The 25,682-nt window shown below is 73.3% G+C and carries 18 protein-coding genes; 6 read left to right on the forward strand and 12 right to left on the reverse strand.

Annotation, left to right across the window (positions count from 1 at the left end):
- Positions 1-542: 542 nt before the first annotated feature.
- From AB1460_RS18810 to AB1460_RS18820, 3 genes are all read right to left on the reverse strand, one after another.
- Positions 543-1,808 (reverse strand): hypothetical protein, encoded by a 1,266-nt coding sequence (locus AB1460_RS18810; RefSeq protein ID WP_368962885.1) that lies wholly within the window; start codon positions 1,806-1,808, stop codon positions 543-545.
- A 446-nt stretch (positions 1,809-2,254) separates the two neighbouring features.
- Positions 2,255-2,857 (reverse strand): TetR/AcrR family transcriptional regulator, encoded by a 603-nt coding sequence (locus AB1460_RS18815; RefSeq protein WP_368962886.1) that lies wholly within the window; start codon positions 2,855-2,857, stop codon positions 2,255-2,257.
- 293 nt (positions 2,858-3,150) lie between these two features.
- Positions 3,151-3,636, reverse strand: a complete 486-nt coding sequence (locus AB1460_RS18820; protein ID WP_368962888.1) for a GtrA family protein — start codon at positions 3,634-3,636, stop codon at positions 3,151-3,153.
- A 460-nt stretch (positions 3,637-4,096) separates the two neighbouring features.
- Between AB1460_RS18820 and AB1460_RS18825 the strand changes: the two genes are divergently transcribed.
- Positions 4,097-4,675, forward strand: a complete 579-nt coding sequence (locus tag AB1460_RS18825; RefSeq protein ID WP_368962890.1) for a beta-class carbonic anhydrase — start codon at positions 4,097-4,099, stop codon at positions 4,673-4,675.
- A gap of 83 nt (positions 4,676-4,758) precedes the next feature.
- Here AB1460_RS18825 and AB1460_RS18830 read toward each other — a convergent pair whose 3' ends face one another.
- The 4 genes from AB1460_RS18830 to AB1460_RS18845 form a co-directional block, all read right to left on the reverse strand.
- The gene (locus AB1460_RS18830) at positions 4,759-5,688 is read right to left on the reverse strand and encodes a TIGR03089 family protein (protein ID WP_368962892.1); all 930 of its coding nucleotides are present in this window, start codon (positions 5,686-5,688) and stop codon (positions 4,759-4,761) included.
- A 184-nt stretch (positions 5,689-5,872) separates the two neighbouring features.
- The gene (locus AB1460_RS18835; protein ID WP_368962894.1) at positions 5,873-7,114 is read right to left on the reverse strand and encodes an LCP family protein; all 1,242 of its coding nucleotides are present in this window, start codon (positions 7,112-7,114) and stop codon (positions 5,873-5,875) included.
- 231 nt (positions 7,115-7,345) lie between these two features.
- Positions 7,346-8,857 (reverse strand): LCP family protein, encoded by a 1,512-nt coding sequence (locus AB1460_RS18840; RefSeq protein ID WP_420497313.1) that lies wholly within the window; start codon positions 8,855-8,857, stop codon positions 7,346-7,348.
- A 725-nt stretch (positions 8,858-9,582) separates the two neighbouring features.
- On the reverse strand, positions 9,583-11,577 hold the full coding sequence (locus AB1460_RS18845) for a glycosyltransferase family 39 protein (RefSeq protein WP_420497312.1): 1,995 nt from the start codon (positions 11,575-11,577) through the stop codon (positions 9,583-9,585).
- Between the two features lie 126 nt (positions 11,578-11,703).
- On the opposite strand from AB1460_RS18845, the gene rfbD reads away from it, so the two are divergent.
- From rfbD to AB1460_RS18870, 5 genes are all read left to right on the forward strand, one after another.
- On the forward strand, positions 11,704-12,618 hold the full coding sequence (gene rfbD, locus AB1460_RS18850; RefSeq protein WP_368962899.1) for a dTDP-4-dehydrorhamnose reductase: 915 nt from the start codon (positions 11,704-11,706) through the stop codon (positions 12,616-12,618).
- A 70-nt stretch (positions 12,619-12,688) separates the two neighbouring features.
- Complete coding sequence (gene metG, locus AB1460_RS18855; RefSeq protein ID WP_368962901.1) at positions 12,689-14,389, forward strand: methionine--tRNA ligase; 1,701 nt, start codon at positions 12,689-12,691, stop codon at positions 14,387-14,389.
- Between the two features lie 123 nt (positions 14,390-14,512).
- A complete protein-coding gene (locus AB1460_RS18860; RefSeq protein ID WP_368962902.1) occupies positions 14,513-16,219 on the forward strand; it encodes a hypothetical protein in 1,707 nt (568 codons plus the stop codon).
- Positions 16,219-17,076: an NAD(P)-dependent oxidoreductase gene (locus tag AB1460_RS18865; protein WP_368962903.1), complete on the forward strand. Its 858-nt coding sequence runs from the start codon at positions 16,219-16,221 to the stop codon at positions 17,074-17,076. Before AB1460_RS18860 ends, AB1460_RS18865 begins: the two co-directional genes overlap by 1 nt.
- Complete coding sequence (locus tag AB1460_RS18870; protein ID WP_368962904.1) at positions 17,057-18,934, forward strand: hypothetical protein; 1,878 nt, start codon at positions 17,057-17,059, stop codon at positions 18,932-18,934. The genes AB1460_RS18865 and AB1460_RS18870 overlap by 20 nt, the downstream gene beginning before the upstream one ends.
- A 154-nt stretch (positions 18,935-19,088) precedes the next feature.
- Here AB1460_RS18870 and AB1460_RS18875 read toward each other — a convergent pair whose 3' ends face one another.
- From AB1460_RS18875 to AB1460_RS18895, 5 genes are read right to left on the reverse strand one after another with little or no spacing between them, the layout of a single operon-like run.
- On the reverse strand, positions 19,089-20,216 hold the full coding sequence (locus AB1460_RS18875) for a glycosyltransferase family 4 protein (protein WP_368962905.1): 1,128 nt from the start codon (positions 20,214-20,216) through the stop codon (positions 19,089-19,091).
- Between the two features lie 12 nt (positions 20,217-20,228).
- Positions 20,229-21,812 carry a glycosyltransferase gene (locus AB1460_RS18880; protein ID WP_368962906.1) on the reverse strand — a complete coding sequence of 528 codons (1,584 nt, stop codon included), beginning with the start codon at positions 21,810-21,812 and terminating at the stop codon, positions 20,229-20,231.
- On the reverse strand, positions 21,809-23,416 hold the full coding sequence (locus AB1460_RS18885; RefSeq protein WP_368962907.1) for a glycosyltransferase family 2 protein: 1,608 nt from the start codon (positions 23,414-23,416) through the stop codon (positions 21,809-21,811). The genes AB1460_RS18880 and AB1460_RS18885 overlap by 4 nt, the downstream gene beginning before the upstream one ends.
- A 25-nt stretch (positions 23,417-23,441) precedes the next feature.
- Positions 23,442-24,704: an ABC transporter ATP-binding protein gene (locus AB1460_RS18890; RefSeq protein WP_368962909.1), complete on the reverse strand. Its 1,263-nt coding sequence runs from the start codon at positions 24,702-24,704 to the stop codon at positions 23,442-23,444.
- Positions 24,704-25,657: an ABC transporter permease gene (locus tag AB1460_RS18895; protein ID WP_368962910.1), complete on the reverse strand. Its 954-nt coding sequence runs from the start codon at positions 25,655-25,657 to the stop codon at positions 24,704-24,706. Before AB1460_RS18895 ends, AB1460_RS18890 begins: the two co-directional genes overlap by 1 nt.
- Positions 25,658-25,682 lie beyond the last annotated feature (25 nt).

Genomic DNA, 25,682 nt, shown 5'->3' on the forward strand with positions numbered 1-25,682 from the left:
CACCCGGTCACTTCGGGCCGCCGCCTGACGGTTTCGGGCCAGGCGGTCCCCCGCCCGGGGGCACCGGCGGCATGGGGCGGTGGGCCGGGCCTGGCGGTGGGGCGGCGTGGAGACCGGGGAAGCCGCCCGCTCCGGGCGCCGGCGGGAAGGCGTTCGGCCGCAGAACCTGCGTGCTGTCCGCCGAGCCCTCGGCGTCCTCCGGGTCAGGGGTGTGGCTGACCGGCGGGAAAGGGCCAGGCGGCTCGGGGACGGGCGACGCGCCGTCGCCGGGACTCTGGCTGGGCACGATTCCTCCTGGGAGGGGATCCGGCCGGACGTACGGAAACCGGGATGAATGGAGACGCCTGGGTGACGATGGCGTGCGTCACAGGGTAGGCGCACATGTCACGCCGGATCTGCCGGTACCACCCCGCAACGTCACCTGTTGATACGGCGGCGGGCAGTTCACGGTGTGGGCGCGGGTGTGCGGAGGGCGTCCGGCGGGCGTGCCGGACACCTGCCCGGCCGCCCCCCGGATGTCACGCCCGAAGTCGAGTCCCCGGTCAGCTCCGCGGCACCGGGTCGAACCGGGTCCACCATTCGTAGAGCGCGCCGGCGTCGTCATCGAGCGCCATGAAGGAGACCAGCTCGTCGTCGTACGTCCAGAAGATGAAGAAGTCGTTCTGGTAGTAGTAGCAAAGGGCCGTTCCCTCGGTGTGGCCCTCGTCGAAGTTCCAGGTGAAGATGTCCGGGTCACCGTTCTTGCAGTCACCCTGGTCGGTGACGAGCCCTTCCCGGGCGTCCACGTCGTTGGTGAGCGAGGCCGAGTCCCGGTAGTGGTAGGCGGCGACGAGCTGGCCGTTGTCCGCGGTGCAGAACAACGACGCGTCGATGTCCTCGTCCTCACCCTCGGGGTTGGCCTCGCAGTCGGTCATCGTCGTCGCGTCCAGCTTTGCGAGCAGCGCCGACTGCGTGGGCGTGAAGGCGCCGGAACTCGGGGACGCGCTCGCGCTCGGCGTCGCGCTGGTCGGGGGTGCGCTCGGCGTGGCGCTGGCGCTGGCGGTGGCGCTGGTTGCCGGGGCGGACGGGGCCAGCGTCGTGGCGACCACCGGCCCGTCCGGATCGTCGTCGGAGCCGCTGGTCGCGACCAGGGCCACCGGGATGGCGATGGCGAGCGCGGCCGCCGCGGCCACCGCCACGATGATGATGTTGCGGCGCCGGTTCGGGCTCGCCCCACCCGGGCCGCCTGGGCCGCCGGGATAGCCCTGGGGCGGGTAACCGCCGCCGTACCCGGGCTGCTGCTGGTAACCCTCGCCCTGGTAGCCGCCGGCCTGCGGGTATCCGCCGGCCTGCGGGTATCCGCCGGTCTGCTGGTAGCCGCCCTGCTGGTTGTAGCCGGTCTGCGGGTAGCCGCCCTGGTCATATCCCGGCTGGTCGTAGCCGGGCTGCTGGTAGCCCTCGGTGGGGTAGCCCTGCTGGTAGCCGCCGGTCTGCGGGTAGCCGCTGCCCTGCTGGTATCCGCCGGTCTGCTGGTAGCCGCCCTGCTGGTTGTAGCCCGGGTAGCCGCCCTGGTCGTAGCCGGGCTGCTGGTATCCGCCGGGCTGCGCGTACGGCGCGGTCTGCTGGTAACCCGGCTGGCCCGCGGGCTGGCCCTGGCCGGCGCCCGTGCCCTGGCCGGGCTGGCCGTACCCACCGCCGGCTGGCGGCTGGTAGCCGCCGCCGTCGTTCACGAGCTGGGTCTCGGCATCGTCGCCGTATCCATGACCACCGCTGTCGACCCGCCGAGTCTCGGCGTCCGGGTCGTGCGGACCCGGGTTCGGTGGCTGCATGACGTCCCTCCTGGTGTTCCTGTGCCGCCCGCATCCACGATCGGAGTGACCGTGCCGGCGGTGGAGCGGTTGACCCTGGTCAGCCCCGCGTGACGGCGCCGCGTGACGGGATGTCCAGGTGCCGGGCGTCGAGCTGCTGGGCGTGCGTGAGCGCCCGGTCGACCCCGAATCCGCGAGCTGACAGGTATGCCTACGGAGGATTCGATGAGGGTTCGATGACAGGTGCCCGCCCAAGAGTAGGAGTTCGCCCCGGTCCGGGCGGGCGCGGGTCGCATTCCGGACATGGCTGTCCGGATCCGACTCCGAAACCGTCACCGCACGGAGTCGCGGCAGTAACCGCTCTCCGTAGAGGGGTGGTCGTCCCGCCACGTCCCGGCGCGGTGCCGGCCGGGAACGGATTGTGCGGGTGCCGATCAGTCGCGCGCCGTGTAGGCCGGTTACGCGGGTCAGTTGCGCGCCGCGTAGGGCATGATCAGGTCGTCGACGATGTGCTCGATAAAGGGCCGGTCGACCGGGTCCCCGGTGATGAGCAGACGCTGCAGGATCAGCGCCGTGCCGAGCTCGATCAGGAGGGCGGGATCCGCCTCCGGGCTGATTTCGCCGCGCGCGATCCCGCGGTTGACGATGGACTCGGATGAGGACCTGCGCTGACTCCACATGCGTTCGCGTACCGCGGACCGCAGCTCCGGATTGCGCGGCATCTCGGAGACCATCTCGGCCATGATCCGGCCCTGTTCGCTCCCGGCCAGCTCCACGAACGACAGCAGGAAGGTGACCATCTCGTTGCGCAGGGACCCGGCATCCGGAACCTGCATGGTCTGTTCGGTGAACTGGGTCAGCGCGTCCATCACCAGGGCGATCTTGGATGGCCATCGCCGGTAGATGGTGGCCTTCCCGGCCTTGGCCCGGGTTGCCACCCGATCCATTGTCACGCCGTCGTAGCCGTGCTCGGCGAGGAGTTCGAGGGCCGCCTGGCGAATCGTGTGGTCGCGGCTCTCATCTCGGGGGCGACCGCCTGGTCTGGGCGATGCGAGTGTCGGCCGTGCCACGGCGCACCCTCCTGGACCTCGAGCCGGTCGCGCCGCGGACCCAGGTGACGGCGTCACCTCAGGTGGAGAACTCGGCACGCTGTGCATGGGCTGGTCACGAGAGCCTAGCGCAGCCGGTCCCCGGGAGAACTGATCGGTACCGGAACCGTCATGTCCCTCGGGGTGACCCCTGTGTCCCGCTGGGACCAGGGCCGAGCGGAATGCCGCCCGGCCCCGCCGGTACCTGACGGCCCGCCGCAGACCTTTCGCTCGAACCAGACCACCTGGCGAGCCAACCGGTCGGCCGCGGCGGATCAGGCCTGAGCAGCCGGCTCGGGAATCCGCTGGTCCTTGACCGGCAGGACCGCCACCTTCGGGTGGTCCGGGTGCAGGAACACGTACTTCTTATAGGTCCAGAACCGGAAGATCGTGCCGAGGCCCGTGCCGAGAACGTTGCCGAAGAGGTTGAACGCGAGGACCCCTTCGAGATGGAGCACGTACTTCGCGAAGCCCAGGCAGGCGAGCGCGATCATCAGGCCGATCGCGTTGAGGATCACGAAGAGGGTGTACTCGCGGCGAATGCCGGTACGCGCCCGGTGGTTGAACGACCAGTGCCGGTTGCCGACGTAGGCGCAGGTCGCCGCGATGACCGTCGATACGGTCTTGGCGCTGAGCGGCCCCATCCCCAGAAGGGTGTGACACAGGTTCGAGACGGCGAAGTCGATCGCGTAGCAGATCGCGCCGACGATGCCGAACTTGCCCACCTCATGGATGAGTACCTGAAGTGGTGAACGTGCCATCCGGTGGCTCACCACAGGCGGCGCCGATCGACTTTGCGAGCATCGATTTTGACCACCAGGAGAGACTACCGACGGCTGATCCGCGCCCGGCCGCCACCCCCGCGCACGTGGCCGATGAGTGCCGGTCGTGTCGCCTTCCCGAATCGTCCGTTTACGTACCGGCGTCCGTTGCTTGTGGAAAGCGGCGCGTGCCGGGCGGGCCGGGCGCCGGCGGGATCGCGCTGGGTGATGGCTCACCGTCTCAGTGTTCCCGGCGTGCCGCCGGTCGATACCCCCCGCCCCCCTGTCCGTGATCCGACTCGTGTCCGTGGCGGGACGTCGTCCCCGTGCTGACCTGTGACGCTGGCAGAACTCGGCAATGTAGGTGGCGGCGACGGTCCGCGCGCTGCATGCTTGTGCCACTGGCTTTCCCGCGGCCCGTCCGCCGCGCGAGTGACGTACCCGACGGAGGTGACCTGCGGTGACGAGCGCGCCCGACAATGTCGGACCCGCCCAGGATGCGACCGGCGCCCTACTGGCCCGGGTAGCGGACTTCGCCGCGCTGCGGCGCTCCACCGGCCCGGGCCAGGTGGTACCGACCCGGCCCGCGACCGGCGTGGCGGTGGTGGCCTGCATGGACGCCCGCATCAACATCGAGGCCCTCTTCGGCCTCGCGGAGGGCGACGCGCACATCATGCGCAACGCCGGCGGGGTCGTCACGGAGGACATCGAGCGCTCGCTGGCCGTGAGCCAGCACGCGCTCGGTACCACCGAGATCATTCTGCTCCACCACACGAAGTGCGGCATGGAGCAGCTCACCGACGAGGGGTTCAGCGCCTCGCTGGCGGAGCAGACCGGGGTGCGACCGTCCTGGCGCCTGCGCTCGTTCACCAACGTCGCCGAGGACGTCTGGGGCTGCATGCGGACGCTGCGCTCGTCGCCGTTCCTGCGGGCGTCGACCTCCGTCCGCGGCTTCGTCTACGACGTCGACACCGGCGAGCTCACCGAGGTCACCGAGGAGTCGCTGGCGGCCCACAAGCAGGTCACCAGCTCCTCCTGAACTCCTGCGCCCTGAACTCCTGCGCCCTGGACCCCCGCGCCGCCGCCCGGCCAGGTCGCCGGGCGGCGTGAACGACGCGGGTGTCAACCGGGGGGCGTGCCCGCGTCCAGGACGTCGAGCCGGCGGACCCGGGCGGGCAGCACCTCGGCAAGCGGCCGCGGGACGGACCAGTCGACGGCGGTGACCCGCTCCGTCTCGACCCGGCGCGCCAGCGTCGCGGCGTCGGTGCTGTGCAGGTTGCGGCACAGCACCACCGACGCTCCGCTCACCAGTGGCACCAGCGTCGCGATCAGCAGCCCGGCCACGGTGGCGGGGCCACCCGCGGTGAGGATCCGGTCGTCGGGGCCCAGCGCGTCGCGGCGGGCGACGGTGGCGGCGAGGCGGAGCAGTTCGGCCTGCCCCGGAGGCGGGGGTGGGGGCAGGAAACGGTCACCGTGCGGTGGGACCTCGACGGCGTAGTCGAGGACGCCGGGCACGGCGTCGCGCATCCGGCCGCCGAGCGGGCGCAGGGAGAGGCCGACGATCTCGTCGATGCCGAGCGCGGTCGCGATGTCGATCCGGTCCTCGCTGACGAAGACCACACCGGGACTGCCCGGGGCGGCCGCCGGGCCCGGCCGAGCTCCGGCCGGGCCGTCGGCGCCGTCCTCCGGACCGATGACGACCTCGACATCCAGGCCGGCCGACCAGGCCGCCAGCAGGATGACGCAGCTGGTCCAGTGCGCCGGCAGGTCGACCCCGACGACATCCCCGGGGGCGAGCCCGAGCGTGTCGACCAGCAGGTTCGCCGTCTTGGCGACCCAGTTGTCCAGCGTCGTCGTGGAGAACTCCACCCGTTCGCCGGTCGCGTCGTCGTAGAAAGTGATCATCGGGCGGCCGGGGTCGCGGGTGAGGCGAACGGCCAGTGCCGCCGCGACGCCGGGAAACGGGGCTGCGGGCGCGGCCTCGGCAGGTGCGGTGCCGGCGGGCGCCGCGGGGCGCAGGAGCGAGGATGCGGGGACGAACCGGACGTCCAACGGTTTCCGGTCTCCAATCCGATGTTCGGCAGCGGGCGGACCCGGCGGCGACCGGGTTGCCGGGTGTCCCGGGCGCCGGTGACCCGCCGCGGGGGTAACGCTACCGACTCGGGCGCCCGGCCCGCCCCGTCCGCGGCGGCGACACGATCGCGCGCGCCGTTCGGGTCTGCCGGATCGGCGGTGCTCAGGGCGTGCAGGACGTGTCCGCGGCCGGCGGGGGCACGGCTGGCGGCCCCGTCCCCCCGGTGCTCGTGGGTGCTGTGCCCGCGGCTGGTCGCGCGGTGCCGGCCGTGCCGTCCGGTGCGGTGGTGGGCGCGGCGCCGCCGGGCAGCGGGCGGGCCAGCATGAGCCGGTCGGGGGGTGGGACGGCGGTGGAGCCTCCGGCGCCGGGGGCTCGCATCGGGCCGAGGAGGGCCTCCAGCCCGGCCGGTTCGTGCAGCAGCACCATCCCGTGCGGGGGGATCGTGCCCATGTCGTCGACCGCTCCCTCGCCGGGCAGCGGTACGTGGGTCGGGATCGTCACGAACCGCAGGCCGCCCGGCCCGAGCTCGGCGACCCGCCGCGCCAGGCGCAGCATCTCGGCCTGGGAGAGGCTCCGGCTGATCTCCAGTGCGCCGCCGACCGCGCCCAGCAGGCTGGCGATCCGCGACGGGCTGGTGAGCACACCGGTGCTGGTCGCGGCGTCCAGGAGACGGGACAGGAACTGCTGCTGGCGCAGGATGCGCAGGCGTTCCTCACCCAGGGCCTTGCGGGTGCGGACGAAGGCGAGCGCCTGCCCGCCGTCCAACCGGTTCTCGCCGAGCTGGCCCCGCCATCCGGACTCGGCGTCCCGCAGGTTGCGGGTGCTGCCGTCGGGCAGCGGCTGGACGCACACGGTGACACCGCCGACCGCGTCCGTCATTGCGCGGAAGCCGGCCAGGTTGATCGACACGGTGTGATCGATCTTGAGGCCGGTGAACCCCTCCAGGGTCGAGATCAGCCCGGGCACGCCGACGAGCGGAACGACGTCCGTGATCTTCGACAGTCCGTCGCGGTCGAGGGCGGCGGACGTCGGCACGATCGGCACCAGGGTGTCCCGCGGGAAGGAGACCAGGGTGGCGCTGCCGTCCGCGTCGAAGTGGGCGATGATCGTCGTGTCCGCCCGCATGCCGCCGGGGTCGCCGAACTCGCCGTGCGTCCCCTCCCGGCTGTCGTTGCCGAGCAGCAGGATGTTCAGGTCGCCGGGGACCTCCGCCGGCCGGGCGCCGGCCGTGGGCTCCCAGTTGTTGCGGTCGATGGCGTTGTCGAAGTGCCGGTAGGCCGCCCAGCCGACGGACGTGACGGCCAGGACCGCCAGCGAGACCAGCGCCACGAGGGCGACGGACAGCCGGCGCAGTGCTGACCGCCGCCGGTGGGTGATCCGCGGGTCCAGGTTCGGCGGCAGCACCCGGCCCGTACCGCGTGTGCACGCAGCGTGCCGGCGGGCCGGCGTGGTGGGTTCTGGCAGGTGCGACTGATCCGGAGCGTTCCACGCCATCAGGACAGTTCGACGTCGAAGACCATCATGTGGTTGTCCGGACCAGTCCGATCCCGCCCCACAGCTGGCACCGATGGGCGTCGCCCTGGTCCGGGCGGGCGCTTCTGGCCCGCCCGGACCAGGGCTGGTGTCGCGGTCGGCTCAGTACGTGCAGCCGGTGGTCAGCTGCGTCGCGGTGACGGGCGCTGTCGACCGGGGAGCGACACTCGGTGCGGAGCCCGCCTGGTCACCTCCCGCGCTGCCGCCCGGTGGCTGCACGATGCCCGCCGTGCCGCCCCGGCCCTCGCCCTGGGTGCCCGCAGCGGCCTTCACCTGCCTGAAGGACGTCCCGAGCACCAGCGACACGCGATCGGTCAGCCGGCCGTCGCGCACCAGGCGTGAGCCCGGCACCACCGCGGCGACCGCGCGGGCCGCGGCCTCCTTCCCGGGGCCGTAACGGACCTCGGTGGCCGGGCTGGTGCCGTCCGGCCAGTCGCGCGGCGTGCCGACGCGGAAGCCCAGTCGGGCCAGATCATCGCTGGCCGTGCTGGCCAGACCGCCGACCTCTGCGGCGTTGAAGACATCGATCGCGATGTCCCGCGGCGGCACGGCTGCCGGTTCCGCCGGCGCGGGCCGGGCCGGTGCGCCTCCGCGCAGCGGGGTGAGGAAGGTGTCCAGCTGCGCCGGGTCGTACAGCTGCACCGAGCCGAACCGTGGCAGCTCACCGAGGGAGTTCCCGCCCTCGGCGGGCGTCGGCGCGTGCACCGGAATCGTGACGAACCGGATCTGGTCGGTGCTCATCGCGCTCATCCGCTTCGCGAGCAGCCGGATGTCGTCGATGTCCGTGCCGTCGTCGATGGTCAGCGACTTCGTCGTCGCGCTGATGAGGTTCTCGAGCCGGGCCGGGTTTGTCAGCACCCCGTCGCTGGTGGCCTTGCGGAACACCGCCCCGATGAACTGCTGCTGGCGGCGGATGCGGTCGAAGTCGTTGTCGGGCAGCCCGTGACGTTGGCGGACGAAGGCGAGGGCCTGGTCGCCGCTGAGATGGTTCTCGCCGACCCGGCCCCGCCACTGCGACCACTCGTCGCGCAGGTTGGTCCGCGAGCCGTTCGGTAGCGCCTTGACGCAGACGGTCACCCCGCCGATGGCATCGGTCATGTCGCGGAATCCGGCGAGGTCGACGGAGACGTAGTGGTCGACGCGGATGTCGGTCAGGTTCTCGATCGTCCGGATGAGCAGGGACGGCCCGCCGATGGAGATCGCCTGGGTCAGCTTGTCCCGGCCGTGGCCCGGGATGTGGACGAGGGTGTCGCGGGGGAACGAGACCAGGGTCGTCGTCCCGTTCGCGTCCAGGTGGGCGAGGATCGTGGTGTCCGAACGCTGACCGGCGACCTCCCCGCCGCGCTGGAACTCGCCGCCGGTGCCGGCCCGGCTGTCCGAGCCGACCAGCAGGAAGTTCGTCGTCCCCTCGATCGGGTTGGCGGGGCGCTCGCCGTCCAGGGTCAGCCGCAGCCGGTTGATCTGGCGGTCGAAGTGCTCGTAGAGCGCGAACCCGCCGACGGCGAACGCGAAGATCAGGCAGGACATGACGGCGCAGATCGTGGCGACGAGCCGGGCGGCGAGCCCACGGCGGCGGCGCGGCGGGCCCGGCAGCCGCCGGCGCCACGGCGCCAGGCCGGTCCCGGTACCCGCGGGTGCGCCGGGGCCGGGCCTGGTTCCGCCGGCACGGGTGCCCGCGGCACGAGCGGCAGCGGCAGCGGCACCACCGGAGCCGCCATCTCCGCTCCCACCGGAGCCGGCATCCGGGCCGGTGGCGTTCCCGGCGCCGTCGCGGGGCCTGCCGCGGCCGGTCACCGCTCTCGCCCTGTCGCCGGCCGGGCGACCGCGAAGGTCCTGGTCCCTGTCACCGGAAGCGGCGGCCTGACTTCCGCTGGCAGCGGCGGCCTGGCTGGCGTCCCCCGTGCGGGTAGGGTCCGGCGAGGCCGGTTCGTGCGAACGTGCCCGCGACCGGGAGCGCGGCCGGCGCCGGCCGCCCGCCGCGGCGGCAAGGCCGAGGCGAGACGACTCGGGGCCAGGCCTAGGCCCGGTCGAGGCGCGCGGTCCAGCGCCGGTCACCGCGTCCCCCTCGGTGGTGAATGCCGGGTATTCGGCGTGCCCGTTGATGTCCGGCTGGGGCGGGGCCCGGCACGCGGCGCGTCGTCGCGGTTCCGCGTTCCGGGCGGTGGACACCCAGCCTTCGATTACAGAAAGTACCCGCAGGGTCACGCCACATGCGATTCGGGGTCGGCGTCTTCGCGACGCACGACCGGCACAGCGGGGCCGAACGCCGCAGAACGAGCCAGGCAGAGTGCTGCGTTCGGCGCGAGGTGCCTGGGGCGAGGCGGTTCCGGGCGAGGCGCTCAGGAACGCGCCGGCGTCTCCTGCCTGGCGAGGTGAGCTGCCGGATCCCCGGCGGCCGGATCCCCGGCACCCGGGTTTGCGTCGGTTCCGGCGGCCCGGCCGCCGACCATGGCTGCGCGTGCGGCGAGCGTGAGGGCGGCGAGCCAGCCCAGCGCGGCCAGGACGAACACGGTCACGGTGACACCGAAGGGCAGGGGAGCCCAACGGGCGGCCGCGGAGACGACGTCCGGCACCTGGGCGGGGGTGAAGGCGACGCCGCGCGGAAGCCAGTAGTAGCTGCACACCGCGAGCAGCGCGAGCCCCTGCATGAGCGCCGCGCCCACGAGAACGGCCAACGGTGCCAGCCGGACCCGGCCGCCGAGCATGCGCCCGAGCCCGGCGGCGGTGATCACCGCCAGCCCGACCAGGCCCAGGTACAGGTAGCGGCCCTGGACCGCGATGCCCCGGGTGTACCGCTCGTACTCGGCCCAGCTCCGCTGGCCGACCATGAGATACGCGAAGGCCACCGGGGCGAGGAGTACGAGCGGTGCGCCGAGGCGCGCGATCCGTCCAGGTTCGCCCGCTGCCGGCTGACCACGCCGGGCGGCCGCGACGACCGCGGTCATGCCCAGACCGACCACGGCCACGGTGGCGGCGACGATCGCCACCGGGGAGAGCTGCGGTGGCTCGAACATCCCGAGCCCGCCCCAGAACCGGCTGATCATCGTCCGGAAGAAGTACCCGAACCAGGTGAGGAACGAGTCGGGAAGCAACAGCGCCTCGCGGCGCGGCGGGTTCGTCGCCCAGCCGTTGGGCTGGAGGGCGTCGTAGAGCACGAAGTTGCGCACCCACCACCAGCCGCCGATCACCAGGCCCAGCCCGACCGCGATGGTCGCGGGCAGGACGGGAAGACCACGCGGAACGGGAAGACCACGCGGAACAGCCAGGCGGCGCAGCGCCGGCAGGCGGCGCGGGGTGGGGGCGGGGGGGTGAGCCGGGCTGTCGTCATCCGTGACCTGGACCCGCCGCCGGAGGTGGAGCCAGCCGACGAGATAGGCGGCGGCGATCGTCACGGGCAGCGCGAACGCGAACGCCTTGGACAGCATCGCCACGCCGAACCAGAGCCCGGCCCAGGCGGCCGTCCGCCGGCGCAGGTCACCCCGCACGACCCCGGCCAGCACGACGGTGAGCGCCCCGGTCGCCAGAATGAGGATGCCGTCGTTGTTGAAGGTCGCGCCGACCCGGGTGAAGCCGGGTACCGCCAGCGGCAGCGCCGCCGCCGCGGTGGCGAGCGGCCCGGGCAGGCCGAACCGGCGACCGGCCGCCCAGGCGAGCAGCGGCAGCGGGCCGACGATCAGGATGTTCAGCAACCGCAGCGCGAGAACCTGCTGGTCGTAGGCCCAGTCGGCGGAACCGGGCAGGATCTCCAGCAGGCCCGCGCCGACGGCGTAGACGAGTGGCGGGTGCTGGATCATCTGGTTCGACAGCCGGCCGTCGTCGAGCGGCGTCGGCCCCCCGAGCTCGTCGAAGGACCGGCGCTCGCCGCGCGGGGTGGGGGCGATCTCGGCGAAGGACGGCGACCCGCGGCGCTTGCCTCCGGACTGGAACATGTCCTGGTACCGGCCCCGGTCGAAGTCGTCGGACGTCGCCGCGACCCCGGTTGCGATCATCTTCTCGCCGGGCGCGGGCCACCCGGCGCCGTGCTGCAGGCCGTAGACCATGTCGACGTGCTGTGCCTCGTCGTAGCCCGTCCAGGTCGGGTAGACGAACGCATAGGTCACCAGAAGTGCCACATGCAGGGCTGTGATGAGGAGGACCAGCGCGGGGACGGCGGGGCGCCGGCCGGCTACCCCGGCACCCGATCCGGTACCCGCTTCCGTGCCGGTTCCGGCGGTGGAGGCGGTGCCTGCCCCGGTGGTCGCACCGGTGCCCGCCGGTGCGCCCGCGGTGTCCGCCGCCGGCGGCTGTTCCCCGCGCGGTTCGGGTTTGTCCGTCGTGGGCGTCTCGGGCGTCATCAGGGAGCAGGGTAGCCTCACGCCCCTCGCGTCGATCGATGCCGGTCCGGCCCGGCGGGTGCGACTCCGGCGACACCGCTGACGGGGCGTCACCGGCCGTTCGTCCACGTCTGCCAGACTCGCGGGGTGCGCATCCTCGTCACTGGTGCCGGTGGACAGCTCGGTCATGATCTGTGTCGTCTCCTCGACGCGGAGTCACGCACCGACCGCACGCGCGACACGCGCGTGCTCGCCTGGGCCGGGCTGACCCGCTCCGAGCTCGACCTTTCCGACGCGGCCCGGGTACGCGCGGTCATCGCCGACCAGGCCCGGCCGGCCAAGGTGCAGGGCGGCCTCGTCGTCATCAACACCGCCGCCTGGACGAACGTCGACGGCGCCGAGGCGGACGAGAGCGGCGCCTACGCCGTGAACGCCACCGGCCCGGCGCACCTGGCGGCGGCGTGCGCCGAGGCCGGCGCGGCCCTCGTTCACCTCTCCACCGACTACGTCTTCGACGGCACCGCCTCGAAGCCGTACGAGACGAACGACCCGCCGGGCCCGGTCTCCGCCTACGGGCGCACGAAACTCGCCGGCGAGGAGGCCGTCCTGGCCCTGTGCCCGGCGTCGTACGTGGTGCGCACGGCCTGGGTCTACGGGCGGTCGGGCACCAACTTCGTGAAGACGATCGCGCGACTGGCCCGGGAGCGCGACGAGCTCAGCGTCGTCGCCGACCAGCACGGCAGCCCGACCTGGTCAGCCGACCTGGCCGCCGGCCTGCTCGACCTGGTGACGGCGCGGCCCGCCCCGGGGATCTACCACTGCACCGGCGGCGGCGAGACGACCTGGTTCGGCTTCGCCCGGGCGATCGTCGCCGCGATCGGCGAGGATCCGGCCAAGGTGGCGCCGACCACCACCGCGGAGTTCCCGCGCCCGGCACAGCGCCCGGCCTACTCGGTGCTCTCCGCCCGGTCGTGGCAGGACGCCGGCCTGCGCCCGCTGCGCACCTGGGACGAGGCGTTCGCCGCCGCGGTCGCCGACTTCGGCCCCGACCTGCACGGCTGAGCTGCACGGCTGAGCCGCGGGTGCGGTGAGCTGTGGATCTCGACCGTCGCACGGCGGGTAGGTTGATGTGGTGAGCACTCAGACCTCTGGCACGGCGGCGCGGCCCGAGGGCCGTCCCGTCCTTGTCGCCGTCGCGTGGCCGTACGCCAACGGGCAGCCGCACCTCGGGCATATCGCCGGTGCCTACCTGCCTGCGGACATCTTCGCCCGCTACCAGCGCATGGCGGGCAACCGGGTGCTGATGGTCTCGGGGTCCGACGCGCACGGCACACCGATCACCGTGCGGGCGGACGAGGAGGGCGTCACCCCGCAGGAGATCGTCGACCGGTACCACCCGGAGTTCCTGCGGATCTGGTCCGGGCTGGGGATCAGCTTCGATCTCTTCACGACCACCCGCACGAAGAACCACGAGGCCACCGCGCAGGACGTGTTCACCCGCCTGCAGGCGGCCGGGTACATCTACCCGAAGGAGACCTCGCAGTTCTTCGACCCTGACGCGGGCCGCTTCCTGCCGGACCGCTACGTCGTCGGCACCTGTCCGCACTGCTCCTACCCGCAGGCGCGCGGTGACCAGTGCGAGAACTGCGGGCGCACGCTCGACCCGGAGCTGCTGATCGACCCGCGCAGCAAGGTCACCGGCGCGGTGCCCGAGACGCGGCAGACGACGCACTTCTTCCTGCGTCTTTCCGGCCTCTCCGACCAGCTGCTCGACTGGCTGCAGACCCGCCAGGGCTGGCGCCGGCACGTCCTGAACTGGTCGGTGCAGTTCGTCAAGGACGGCCTGCACGACCGCGCGATCACCCGTGACCTGGACTGGGGCGTCCCGCTGCCGACCGACGAGCTCGGTCCGGGCAAGCGGCTGTACGTCTGGTTCGAGGCGGTCATCGGCTACCTGTCGGCGAGCAAGGAGTGGGCGGCCGGCACGGACGACCCGCAGGCATGGCGGGCCTGGTGGGAGGACCCGCAGGCGTCCGCCTACTACTTCGTCGGCAAGGACAACATTCCCTTCCACACCGTCATCTGGCCGGCGATGCTGCTCGGCTACGGCGGGCTGAACCTGCCGACGGACGTCCCGGCGAACCAGTACGTCACCTTCGGGGGAGCCAAGGCGTCCAAGTCGGCCGGGATCGGCCGCGGCGTGCGCGAGTACCTCGACCTCCTGCAGCCGGACGCGCTGCGTTTCGCCCTCGCCTCGGTGCTGCCCGAGCAGAACGACACCGAGATCTCGGACGCCGACATCGTCCGCCGGGTGAACGACGAGCTGATCGCGAACTGGGGCAACCTGGTCAACCGCGTGCTGGCGCAGATCAACAAGTTCTTCGGCGGTGAGCTGCCGGCCACCGGCGAACTCGAGGGCGTGCACGCCGAGCTGCTCGCCTCCGTCGACGCCGGGCTGGTGCGGGTCGCCGAGCTGCTCGGCCGGGTCGAGCTGCGGGCGGCGCTGCGCGCGGCGATGGAGATCTCCGCCGAGGTCAACGCCTACCTCTACCGCGAGGAGCCCTGGAAGACCGTCAAGGTCGACAAGGACGCGGCGGCGCACAGCCTCGCGGTCTCGGTCCAGGCGATCTCCGGCATCACGACCGCGCTGGCGCCGTTCCTGCCGTTCAGCTCGGCGCGGGTCGCCGAGGTGCTCGGCATCGACCTGGACGTCTGGGCCCGCCAGCCGGTGCCGGCCGGGCGGCGTCTGGAGTGGTCCGGCGGCCTGTTCACCAAGCTGGATGCGGACGCACTGGGCATCGAGGCCCCGGCGGGCACCGAAGCCTCCGCCTGACCCAGCCGAACCGCTGGCCGCAGGACGCACGGCGTGGGCCGCACGGCGTGGGCCGCACGGCGTGGGCCGGGACCCCGGGGCTGGATCGCGGCGGTCGCGGCCGGGCTGGGAGACTGACGGGTAATGGCCAGCTCATCCGTGGACCGCGACCGCGGGACCGCCGGGCGGCTGCTGCGCCGGCACGCCGCGTTCGCCGCGGTGCTGGTCCTGGCCGTCGCCGCCCGGGTGGTCGTCATCGCGGCCTACCGGCCCGCGCTGCTCTACCACGGTGACTCACCCGCCTACCTGGACCAGGCGGGCCGGCGGCTGTGGGCCGGTGACTGGCGCCCGTCGGGCTATCCGATGTTTTTGCGGGTCATCGGCGCGCCCGACCACCTGACCCGGCTGGTCGTCGTCCAGCACCTGCTGACGCTGCTGGCCGGCGTCGCCCTGTACGCCGCCGTGCGGCGGCTGTTCGCCCGGTACGGCCCGGCGGCCCTGGCCCGGGGGCGGGGCGGCTGGCCGGCGGCGCTGGTGGCGGCGCCGGCGCTGCTGGCACCCTGGGTGCTCGACCTCGGCCAGTTCGTCCTCGCCGACAGCCTGTTCGGGACGCTGGTCCTGGCCGGTGTCCTGGCACTGGCCTGGCCGGGGCCCCCGGCCGGATGGCGGTGGGCCCTCGGTGGGCTCCTCCTCGGCGCCAGCGTCACCGTCCGGACGGTCGGCTACGGCCCGATCGCGCTGGGCGCGCTGGCCGCGGTCGTCCTCGCCCTGCGCGCCCGCATCGCCGACACGACTGACACCGCTGGTACGACCCGCGACGCCGGAGTTGGCGTCGGCGGCGGTCGCAGGCTCGCGGCTGGTCGCGGATGGGCGGCCGGGGGCGCTCCGGCGGCCGCGTTCGTGCTGGCGGCGGCCGTGCCCGTGGTTGCCTACTCGGCCTGGAGCGCCAGCCAGGGCAAGGGGTTCACTGTCTCCGCCCATTCGGGGTTCTTCCTCTACGGGCGGGTCGCACCGTTCGCCGACTGCGACCGGCTCCCCGACGACGATGACCTGCGGTCGCTGTGCGATCCCCGGCCGGTCGGCGAGCGCGGTTCCCCGGTGACCTACCTGTGGCCCGACGACTCGCTGCTGCGGCAGGGCAACGACCTCGTCCCGCCGGGCCGGGAGGAGCTGGCGGGCGAGTTCGCCCACGAGGTGATCCGCACCCAGCCGTGGACGATGGTCACCAGCACCGCCCGCTACTTCGGCGGGTACTTCTGGCCCGTCCCGTACGAGACGGTGCTCACCAGCCGCGCCGACACCTGGGAACTGCCGCGGAGCAGCAGCAACCGACTGCCTGACGGCCATCCCCACGCCACCGACGGCTACCTCACCGTCCGGAACCTGAACGATCATCTGGCCGGCCCGCTCGCGGGCTACTCCGGGCTGTCCTACGCGGCGATGCCGCTGGTCGGCCTGGGGCTCCTCGGTGGGCTGGCGGCCGGCGTGGTGGGCTGGCGGCGCGGGCGCCCCGGCCCCGGCCGCCTGTTCTGGCTCACGGCCGGCGCGGGCCTGTCGACCCTGCTCCTCGCCTCCCTGACCTCGGCTTTCGACTACCGCTACCTGGGTTCCGTCACCGGGCTGCTCGGCCCGGCCGCGGTGCTCGGCGCCCTTGGCCTCCTCCGGGTGCTTCCATCGTCGTCACGGCCGCCGGAGACGCTGCCGCCGGAGACGCTGCAGGCGGAGACGCTGCAGGCGGAGACGCTGCAGGCGGAGACGCCGCGGGTGGCGGCGCCGCGGGTAGAACAGGCGCAGCAGGACGACGCCGCGCTTCGCGGGAAGGCGGCTGCGACGACGGACGGGGGAACCTGATGAAGGTCGCGTTTCTTGGCCTGGGACGCATGGGCGGCCGGATGGCCCGCCACCTCCTGACCGCCGGGCATGACCTGGTCGTCTGGAACCGCACCCCGGGCCGCGCCGGGGAGCTGACGGCTGCCGGGGCGACCGAGGCCGCGGATCCCGCCGCCGCCGTCCGCGGGGCGGACGCCGCGGTGCTGATGCTGTTCGACCCGCGGTCGGCCGCCGATGTGCTCGCCGCGATCACCCCGGCCGCGGCCCCGGGCCTGCTGCTGGTCAACTGCACCACGGTCGGCCCCGAACCCGCCCGTGACCTGGGACGGAAGGCGGCCGCCGCCGGGCTGCGCTACCTGGACGCCCCGGTGATCGGCACCGTGGGCCCAGCCGAGGCCGGGACGCTGCGAGTGCTGGTCGGCGGCACCGAGGCCGATCTGGCCGCGGCCCGCAACCTCCTCGAGACCTTCGGCGATGCCGAGCGTATCGACCATGTGGGCCCCGTCGGCGCCGCGAGCGCGCTCAAGACCGTCTTCAACCTCGGCCTCGCCGAAGGCATGGCCGCCGTCGCCGAGGTCCTCCGCTACGGCACCGAACTCGGTGTCGACCGCGGGCTGCTGCTGACCGAGCTCGCAGGCGGGCCGCTCGGCTTCCTCGTCACCTACAAGCGGACCATGCTGGAGTCGGGCGACTACTCCCCGGCCGCCTTCACCGTCACCGGGATCGCGAAGGACGTCCGGCTCGCGACCGAGGCGGTCGCCGGGCGCCTGCCGATCGCGGAGGCGACCCTGGGGCTCGCCGCCGCCGCCGAGCGCGCCGGCCACGCCGACGACGACTTCGCCGCACTGGCCGCGGCGGATGTCCCCGGCCCGGCCTGACCGGACCGCCCTGACGACTCCCGACTGTCAGCCGACCGTCCCGGCCGCACCGGGACGTCAGCTGACCGGCCCGGCGGCGCCCCGGCGCTGGCTGGTGCTCGGTGTGGTCGCCGCCGGCCTGCTGCTCGGCACGCTTGGGCTGGCCGGGGCACTCGCGACGAAACCCTTCGCCGGAGCCGACGAGGCCCAGCACACCGCCTACGCGCTGGAGATCGCGGACGGCCGGCTGCCCGAGCTGGACACCCCGGTCCGCTCCACCCTCCCCGGAATGCCCGGCCTGGCGCCGGACTGCCAGGTACCACCCGCCGCTGCCCGCGCCGCCGTCGACCGGCGGGATGTCACCGTGCTCCCAGCCTGCGCGCGGCGCAACGGTGCGGTGCTGACCAACTTCGACCTGGTGTACACGGCCAACCATCCGCCGCTGTTCTACCTGCTGGAGGCGCTGCCGCTGGGTACCGGCCGGGCGCTGGACCATCCGGTGGCCGGCTTCTACGCGGCTCGGCTGCTGAACATCGCCGTCGGGATCGCCGCCCTGGTCGCCACCGCACTGCTGGTGCGGTTCCTGCTGCCCGCCCGCCCGGACCTCGCCGTCGGCGCCGCGGCCGTCCTCGCGGTGACCGGCATCTTCATCGCCGTCACCTCCCAGGTCTACAACGACGCGTTCGCGGTCGCACTGATCACCGCGGCGACCGCTGCCACCCTTGCGCTGGCGCGCCGAGGCCCGTCCGTGCGCACCCTGCTGCCAGTCGCGCTGCTGGTTCCCGCGGCGGCGCTGGGCCGGGCCAGCGGCGGGCTGGCCGCCGCGGTGCTTGTGCCCGCCGTGGGCCTCGCCGCCGCCCTCGGGACCCGCCCCGGCCGCATCGGCCTCGGGCGTGCCCACCACGCACGGGCACCCGGTGCCGGCTGGCACCGGCCGCTGCTCGCCGGCTTCGGCACAGGCGCGGCGACGGGCCTGCTCACGTCCGCCGCCGCCGGCTGGTTCTACGCGCGCAACAACAGGCTGTACGGCGATCCGGCCGGCAGCGAGCGGGCCGCCTGGATGTTTCCCACCGGCTACGGCGAGCGACCGGTGTGGGAGATCATCACCAGTCAGGACTTCTGGTGGACGATCTACCAGGGCCTCTTCGGCCGGCCCACTCTGCTGCGCGGTGTGGCACACCAGGTTGTCGTCGGCGTCGGGCTGGCCACCGTGCTGGGCCTGCTCGCCGTCGCGGCCCGCCTCGCGCTGACCGCCCGGGCCCGCCGGGCGAGTACTCCGAGCGACGCCGCCGCCTGGTCACCGTGGCGCGAGCTGGCCGGCCCGGCCACCGTCTCGCGGCGCGGTGCGGTGGACGTCTTCTGTTGGCTGACAGTGGCCGCGCAGGCCCTGCTCGCGACGGCGACGCTGGTCGGGTACGTCGCCGCCGGCGGTGCGACGTTCGCCCGCTATCTCCTGCCGGCCCTGCCCGTCCTCGCCCTGGCGGTGGCCGGAGGCTGCTCTGCGCTCCCACTGGCCCGCCGCGGCCTTCCGACACTGGCGGTGGTCCTGGCACTCGGCGGGACGGTCCTGGTGATGCTCGGCCGCGAACTGGCCCGGCGGGACCCGCGCCTGGACGGCCGTGCTCCGCTCGCCCAGCTGCGCGGAGCGCTCGAGGTCACCGCGGTCGGGGCGGACCATGCGCTGCTGGTGCTGGCCGTGCTGACCACCCTGGGCCTGCTCGGCGCCGTCCTGCTCGGGCTGTCGCTGTGGAAGCTCACCGCGACCGCGGTCCCGCCTTGGCCGTGGCGCCCGGTTCCGGACCCGGACCCGGATTCAGCCCGACGTCCTCCGGCCTCGCCGCCCCCGACGGCAGGCGGGCATTCGGCTGTCCAACGATGAAAGATCCCGGCCGGCGCGGAGGCTTTCGTGTTCCAGACTGTGCACCTCGGGCTGGCACACGTCGACGGCGACGCGGCCCGAGTCCGTGCGGATCACTCGTATGGCGTGGCCGGACGCAGTCCTCGATGTCGAAGACGGGTGACAGATCGCGGGCTCAGGCGGCGACGCGGCGGTAGACGGCGGCGGTGAGTTCGGCGGTGCGGGCCCAGGTGAAGGCCCGGGCGTGGTCGCGGCCCTGGGCGGTCGCGCTGACGCCGGCCGGTTCGGCGAGGAGCGCCGCGAGCGCGGCGGCAAGGTCGTCGGCGAAGTCGTCGGCCCGTCCGGGAGTGACGAGGCGGACCCCGGGGGCACAGCCGACCACCTCGCGGACGGCCGGGATGTCGGCGGCGACGACCCTCGTCCCGGCGGCGAGCGCCTCCAGCGGCGGAAGCCCGAAGCCCTCGTAGCGGGAGGGGAAGCACAGTGCCGCCGCTCCGGCGACGATCGTCCGCAGCTCCGCCTCGTCGAGGTAGCCGAGCGTCACGACGGCGCCCGTGGGCAGGCCGGCGGTGTCGAGAGCCGGGCCCCAGCCGGGCGGGCCGACCAGTGCCAGCGGCGGGGTGTCCGGATCGGCGGCCCGCAGCCGGCGCAGGGCCTCCAGCAGCACCGGCAGGTTCTTGCGTGGCTCCGCGGAGCCGACGAACACCAGGTAGCGCTCGGGCAGTCCGCGGGCGGCGAGCCAGCCGCGGGTTGGTGCGGTGGCGTCGAACCAGGCGGCGTCCACGCCGAGCGGGGTCGGGGTCACCAGGGCGGGGTCGAGGCGGTAGGCGGCGATGACCTCGTCCGCCACCGCCTGGCTCGGGGTCAGCACCGCGGCGGCACGGCGCAGCCCACGCGGCACCAGCGTCGCGTAGCGGGCCGACGCCGCCGAGACCGTGTCCGGGGTGCGCAGGTAGGACAGGTCGTGCACCGTCACCACCCCGCGGGCCGATGCCAGCGGGCCCAGCACGAAGTTCGTCCCGTGCACGATGTCCGCCGGGCCGGTGAACCACTCGGCCGGCGGGTGCTCGGAGCGGGTCCAGGCATCCTGCAGCAGGCGGGCGGGGACCCGGCGGACCGCGGGTTCCACCCCGGGGGGAAGGGCCTGCGCCAGCCCGCCGCCACCGCGCCAGGTGAAGGCGGTGGCGGCCAGGTCGAGCTTCGGGTCGCCGAGCGCGGCCAGGCCGGCGAGCAGGGCGGCGGTGTAGCGCCCGACACCGGTGCGCTGCCCGAGCAGCGGGGTGCCGTCCAGGACGACGCGCACGTCAGCGGCCGGTCAGGAGTACAGCCGGCGGCGCTCGGCGATGTCGTGCCAGCGCTCGGCGAAGGCGGCGTCGGAGAACTGCTGTGCCCGCTCGACGGCGGCGGCGGCCAGGCGGGAACGCAGCCCGTCCTCGGCGGCGAGCCGGCGGGTGAACGAGGCGACCTGCTCGGGGCCCTCCCAGCGGTACCCGTCCCGTCCGTGCCGGACGATCTCGCGCTGGCCGGCCCGGTCGATGACCACCGGCACGCAGCCGCCGGCCATCGCCTCGACGGTCGTCATCCCGAAGTGCTCCGCCGTCCAGGGCTTCCGCCGGTCGTCCTCGCCGTAGCCGGTGGCCGACCAGAACACCGAGCTGGTGGACAGCAGCCGCTCGACCTCGGCCCGCGGCGCGTTCGGCAGCACCTCGACGGGCAGCCCAGCCCCGGCGGCACGGACCTGCTCCACATAGGGCTTCTGTGAGTCCTCACAGCCGCCGACGACGTACATCCGCCACCCGGGCAGCCCGCCGGAGCGGTACAGCTCGCCGAACCACTGGACCATCTCCAGCTGCCGCTTGGCGTGGCCGAGCCCCGGCGCGAAGAAGCGCCCGACGGTGATGACGGCCTTCTCCCGCTCCGGCGCCGGCGTGAGCCGCTCGACCTGGATCGGCGGGAACAGCACGTCGGAGTCCCGCTTCCACAGCCGCTGGATCCAGCCCCGGGTGTACTGCGAGTTCGCCATCACGGTGTCGTAGCCGTCGAGGTAGCCGAGGTCCGCCGGGTCACGCAGCAGCCACGGGAAGCGCAGCGCCATCCGCTCCAGCGGGCCCTCGTCGGCGTCGGCGACCCGGGGGCGGCTCACCGCCACCCCCAGCTCGCGGACGTCCGCCTCACCCGGCGAGAAGGCGTCGCTGACCAGGGTCAGCTCGGTCCCGTTGCTCGAGGACGGCAGCGCCACCTCGAACGGGGCGAACTCCTGGCCGATCTCCAGTTTCGCGAGCACCGTCCCGCCCGCGTCGAGGACCTGCAGGCGCACACCCTCAGGCGCACCGGGACGCCCGATGTCCGCCCGCAGGGTCCGCCCGCCGCCGGGGTTCACGGCCAGAATCCCAGCGCCGTTCGTCCAGGTCCACTGCCGGCGGCGGCCGCCCTCGGGCGGGTACCAGCCCTGGCCGAAGCTGACGGCGGGGGTCGCGCCACGCAGCAGCGGGCCGGCGGTGCGCACCGCGGCCTTGCGCCAGGCGGCCATGTCGTGGTCGAACGGGGTCGGGAAGAAACACAGATACGCCGAGCGGGGGGAACGCGGGGCGAGGCGGCTCATGTACGAGCCGTTCACGAACAGGTGGTACTCGTCCGACAGCGCGGCGACCGCCTCCTCGCCGCGGTCCGGCAGCCGCCGGTAGCGGCAGCCGGAGAGGTCCAGCCCGAGGTGGCTGCCGACGGCGTCGAGGTCGACGTCGGAGTGCCCGATGATGTCGACGTCCAGGCCGTCGGCGGCCAGCACCTGGGCGATCATGCCGTTGTGGCGCTCGCCGCCGCCCATCGAATGCCAGAAGCGGTTGTAGACGGCGGCCCGCAGGCCATCGGGCACAGCCGGGCCGCCGGTCGGGGTGCTCATCGCTCCACCAGCCAGCTCTGCAGGCTGACCCGGCGCTCGGTCGCCGCGGCGCCGATCTCGCGGCGGCGGCGCAGCATCGCGGGCAGCAGCCGCAGGTAGGAGGAGAACACGCGGATCCGCAGCGCCGTCGGCCGTACCGCCGGGCGGCTCCGCGCGCGCCACGCCTGGCGCACGGTCCGGACCGCGATCGACGCCGTCGTCAGCGGGTACTGCGCCACGGCCCGCAGCGCGGTGCGGGCGGTCGCGTCCTTGGTCAGCATCAGCAGTCGGTTGCGGTCGGTGTGGAACACGAACAGCGGGGACCACTCGACGCTCGACGCCGAATGGACGTGGCGCAGCACCGCGTCCGGCACGTAGCGGATCTGGTAGCCGCGCGACCGGATCCGCCAGGAGAGGTCGGTGTCCTCGTAGTAGAGGAAGAAGTCGTCGTCGAACCAGCCGAGATCGTGGCCGAGCTCGGTCCGCATCGCCATGCCGTTGCCGCAGGCGGTGAAGACCTCCTCGGCGTTGTCGAACTGGCCGGTGTCGATCTGCTGGTAGCCACGGTCGGCGCCGTACCCGTCGGTCAGGACGATGCCGCCGACGTTGTTGATGACGTCCACCCGCGGCGCACCGGCGTCAACGGTGAACGTGACGGTGCTCGGCTCGGCGCCCACCGGCAGGGTGCGCGACGGCGCCGCCGCTCCGGTTCCGGCCGCTCCGGTTCCGGCCTCGGTGCCCGGCTCCCAGCCGAGGGTGACCTGCTTGGCGGTGTCCGCCGCCCAGGTGATCCCGATCGTGACCGGACCGCCCTCGGGCACCGGGACGCACAGCTCGCCCTCGCCGCGTGTCCAGAAGAACGGGGCCTTCGGCGGGCCTTCCGCGCCGAAGGTGAGCTTCTCCCAGAGCACCTCGCGCAGCACCTCGCGCCCGTCCACCGTGACCGAGCTGATCCGCACACCCAGTTCGCGGGGGTCGTGCGGGCCTGGGGAGAACGTCGGCGCCGAGAAGGTGAGACGCAGGAAGCGAGGGAGGAACACGACCTTGCCGGTGACCGCGCCGAGCCGGTTGCCGCCGGCCGCGCCGAACGGGGCGAGCAGCCGCGCCAGCCAGTCCGGCTCGGGGATCGCGTCGTTGTTCAGCAGCACCGCGAACGGTGTGGTGACGCCCCGCAGAGCGAGGTTGTTCCCGCCGGCGAAGCCGAGGTTGCGGTCCGACGGGACGACCGTCACCCACGGGTACCGGCGGGCGAGCAGTTCCCGGGAGCCGTCGGCGGAGGCGTTGTCGACCACCTGGGTCTCGAACGCAAACGGTGCGTCCTGCTTGGCGAGTGCGTCCAGGCACGGCGGGAGCAGGTGCGCCCCGTTCCAGTTCACGATGACGACGGTGGCGAGCGGCTCGTCGCCGGCGGCCTCCGGCCCGGTCCGGGGCGTGATCCGCGCCGCGACCTGTGTCGCTTCGATGGCCGTGGCGGGTGCGGGTTCCGCCGCCGCGGTTGCCGCGTCCGGCGAGGTTGCCGCCGCCGCCTTCGCCGCTCCCGCTGCTGTCACGGCCTCCGTTCCCCGCGGCCGCGGGCCGTGCCCGTTGAGACCGGGGTGGGAACCGCTGTCCGGACCGACGCTCATCGAACCATCCGCCCTCGGCCGGCCGTCACCGGCGCAGCCTCGCCTCGTAGTCGACCCGGAGCAGCCCGGCGACCTGCAGGCCGCTCACACCGAACAGGTCCTCGAACCGCCGTGCCGTCACCGGCTGACCGGTGGACGCGTCCGACACCCGGATGTTGACCGCGAACGCCCCGAGCAGCTCCGGCAGCCGGGGGACGACGAAGTCCACCACGGAGAGTCCCGGGCCGGGGCTGATCCCGCCGGCCGGGGTCTCCATCATCCAGATCGGGACCTCACCCTGCCCCATGATCTCCACGTGCAGGTAGACGAAGGGAGGGGCGTTCTCGGTGAGGTCCAGCTCGACGCTGACGGTGAGCTGCTCGCCCGGGTCGTACTGCACCTGCGCCGGGCTGCCCGGGCTGCGGCTGAACGTCACCGCCGTCGGTTTCACCGGTGCCAGGTCGTAGGGCACGGCCACGCCCTCGGCGGGCAGGCTGCCGAGCCGCTGGCGCAGCAGCTTCGTCCCGACGGCGGGCTGGCCGTCGAAGATCATGTTGCCGGACTCCAGGACGAGGATCCGGTCGCACATGCTCTCGATCAGGTCGAGGGAGTGGGTGACGAACAGGATCGTCCGCCCCTCCGACCGGAACTGTGCGATCTTGTCCAGGCACTTGCGCTGGAACGCCTCGTCGCCGACCGCCAGCACCTCGTCGACGAGCAGGATGTCCGGGTCGACGTGCACCGCGACGGCGAAGCCGAGCCGTACGTACTGGCCGGACGAGTAGTGTTTCACCTCGTCGTCGATCTTGTGGCGCAGCTCGGAGAAGTCGACGATCGAGTCGAAGAGCCGGTCGATCTCGCGCTTGGACAGGCCGAGCAGCGACGCGTTCAGGTAGACGTTGTCGCGGCCGGAGAGCTCGCCGTTGAACCCGGCACCGAGCTCGAGCAGCGAGGCGATCCGCCCGTTGACCGCCACCTCCCCGTGGGTGGGGCGCAGGATGCCGGCGAGCACCTTGAGCAGCGTCGACTTGCCGGAGCCGTTGGCCCCGGCCAGGCCCACCGTCTGCCCGCGGCCGATCTGGACGTCGATGTCGCGCAGAGCCCAGAAGTCGTCCCCGGCGGCGGCCTCCCGGCGGACGAACCGTTCCTTCAGGCTGGTCGCGCGCTTGTGGTAGGCGACGAACTTCTTGCCCACCCCGGACGCGCGGATCACGGTCGGGGAGCCCGGCGGTGGAACCTGCGCGGCGGCCCGGTCGGGCCCGTCGGGCTGCGCCGGCTGCGCGGGCGGGGCGAGTGGCGGTGACGACACTAGAGATCCTCGGCGAAGTCGGCCTGGAAGCGGCGGAACACCCGCAGCCCCAGCCACAGCATGGCCAGCGAGATGAGCCCGGCGATCGCCAGGTGCTCGAGGTAGAAGACGTACCCGGTGTCGGCGATGACCGACGCCGAGCCGTTCGCGGTCGTGTTCCCCGGTGGCGGGTCGTAGATCGCCCGCTGGAAGGTGACCACGACCACCGCCATCGGGTTCAGCAGGTACACCCAGGTCCAGTCGTTCAGCTGGTTCTGGATCAGCCCGTACGCGTAGACCATCGGGTTGATCCAGAACCAGGCCACCAGCGCGACGTCCAGCAGATGCTGGGTGTCGCGGTAGCGGACGTTGAGCGCGGCCAGCAGCACCGACAGCGCGACGGTGAACAGCAGTGCCACCACCCCCGCCGGCACCAGCAGCAGCAGCTCGGGCCCGAACAGGCTGTAGCCCAGCCCCAGGATGACCACGAACAGCACCAGCAGCTGGAGCAGGAAGTGCACGGCGGAGAAACCGACCGCGGACAGTGGGAGTACAAGCAGCGGGAAACGTACCTTCTTCACCAGGTTGGCGTTGGCCACCACCGCGCCGCACGCGGCGGAGACACTGCCCGAGAAGGCGTTCCACACCAGCAGGCCGGACATCAGATAGATGCCGAAACGGGGAATCCCCGTGTCCAGCACGACCTGGAAGACGAAGGTGTAGACGACCAGAAGGAGCAGCGGATTCGCCAGCGACCAGGCGAAACCCAGCGTGGAGCCCTTGTACTTGACCTTCAGGTCCTTGCGGACCAGGTTGCGCAGCAGCTCCCAGCGGACCCGGGTCTGCGCGCGGCTGCGGTGGTCGACGTGGCGCGCGCCGGACCGCGACGTGCGCGGGCGCTGCGCAGGGGACGGGCCGCCCTGGCCCGGCGGCGGCGACGGGGGGAGCGTGGACAGGTCAGCGACCCGCGACATGACCTTCTTCTTCCCGCGTCGGGCG

Origin of the sequence: Parafrankia sp. FMc2 (assembly GCF_041008525.1) — a bacterium.
In the GTDB taxonomy this organism is placed as follows: Bacteria; Actinomycetota; Actinomycetes; order Frankiales; family Frankiaceae; genus Parafrankia.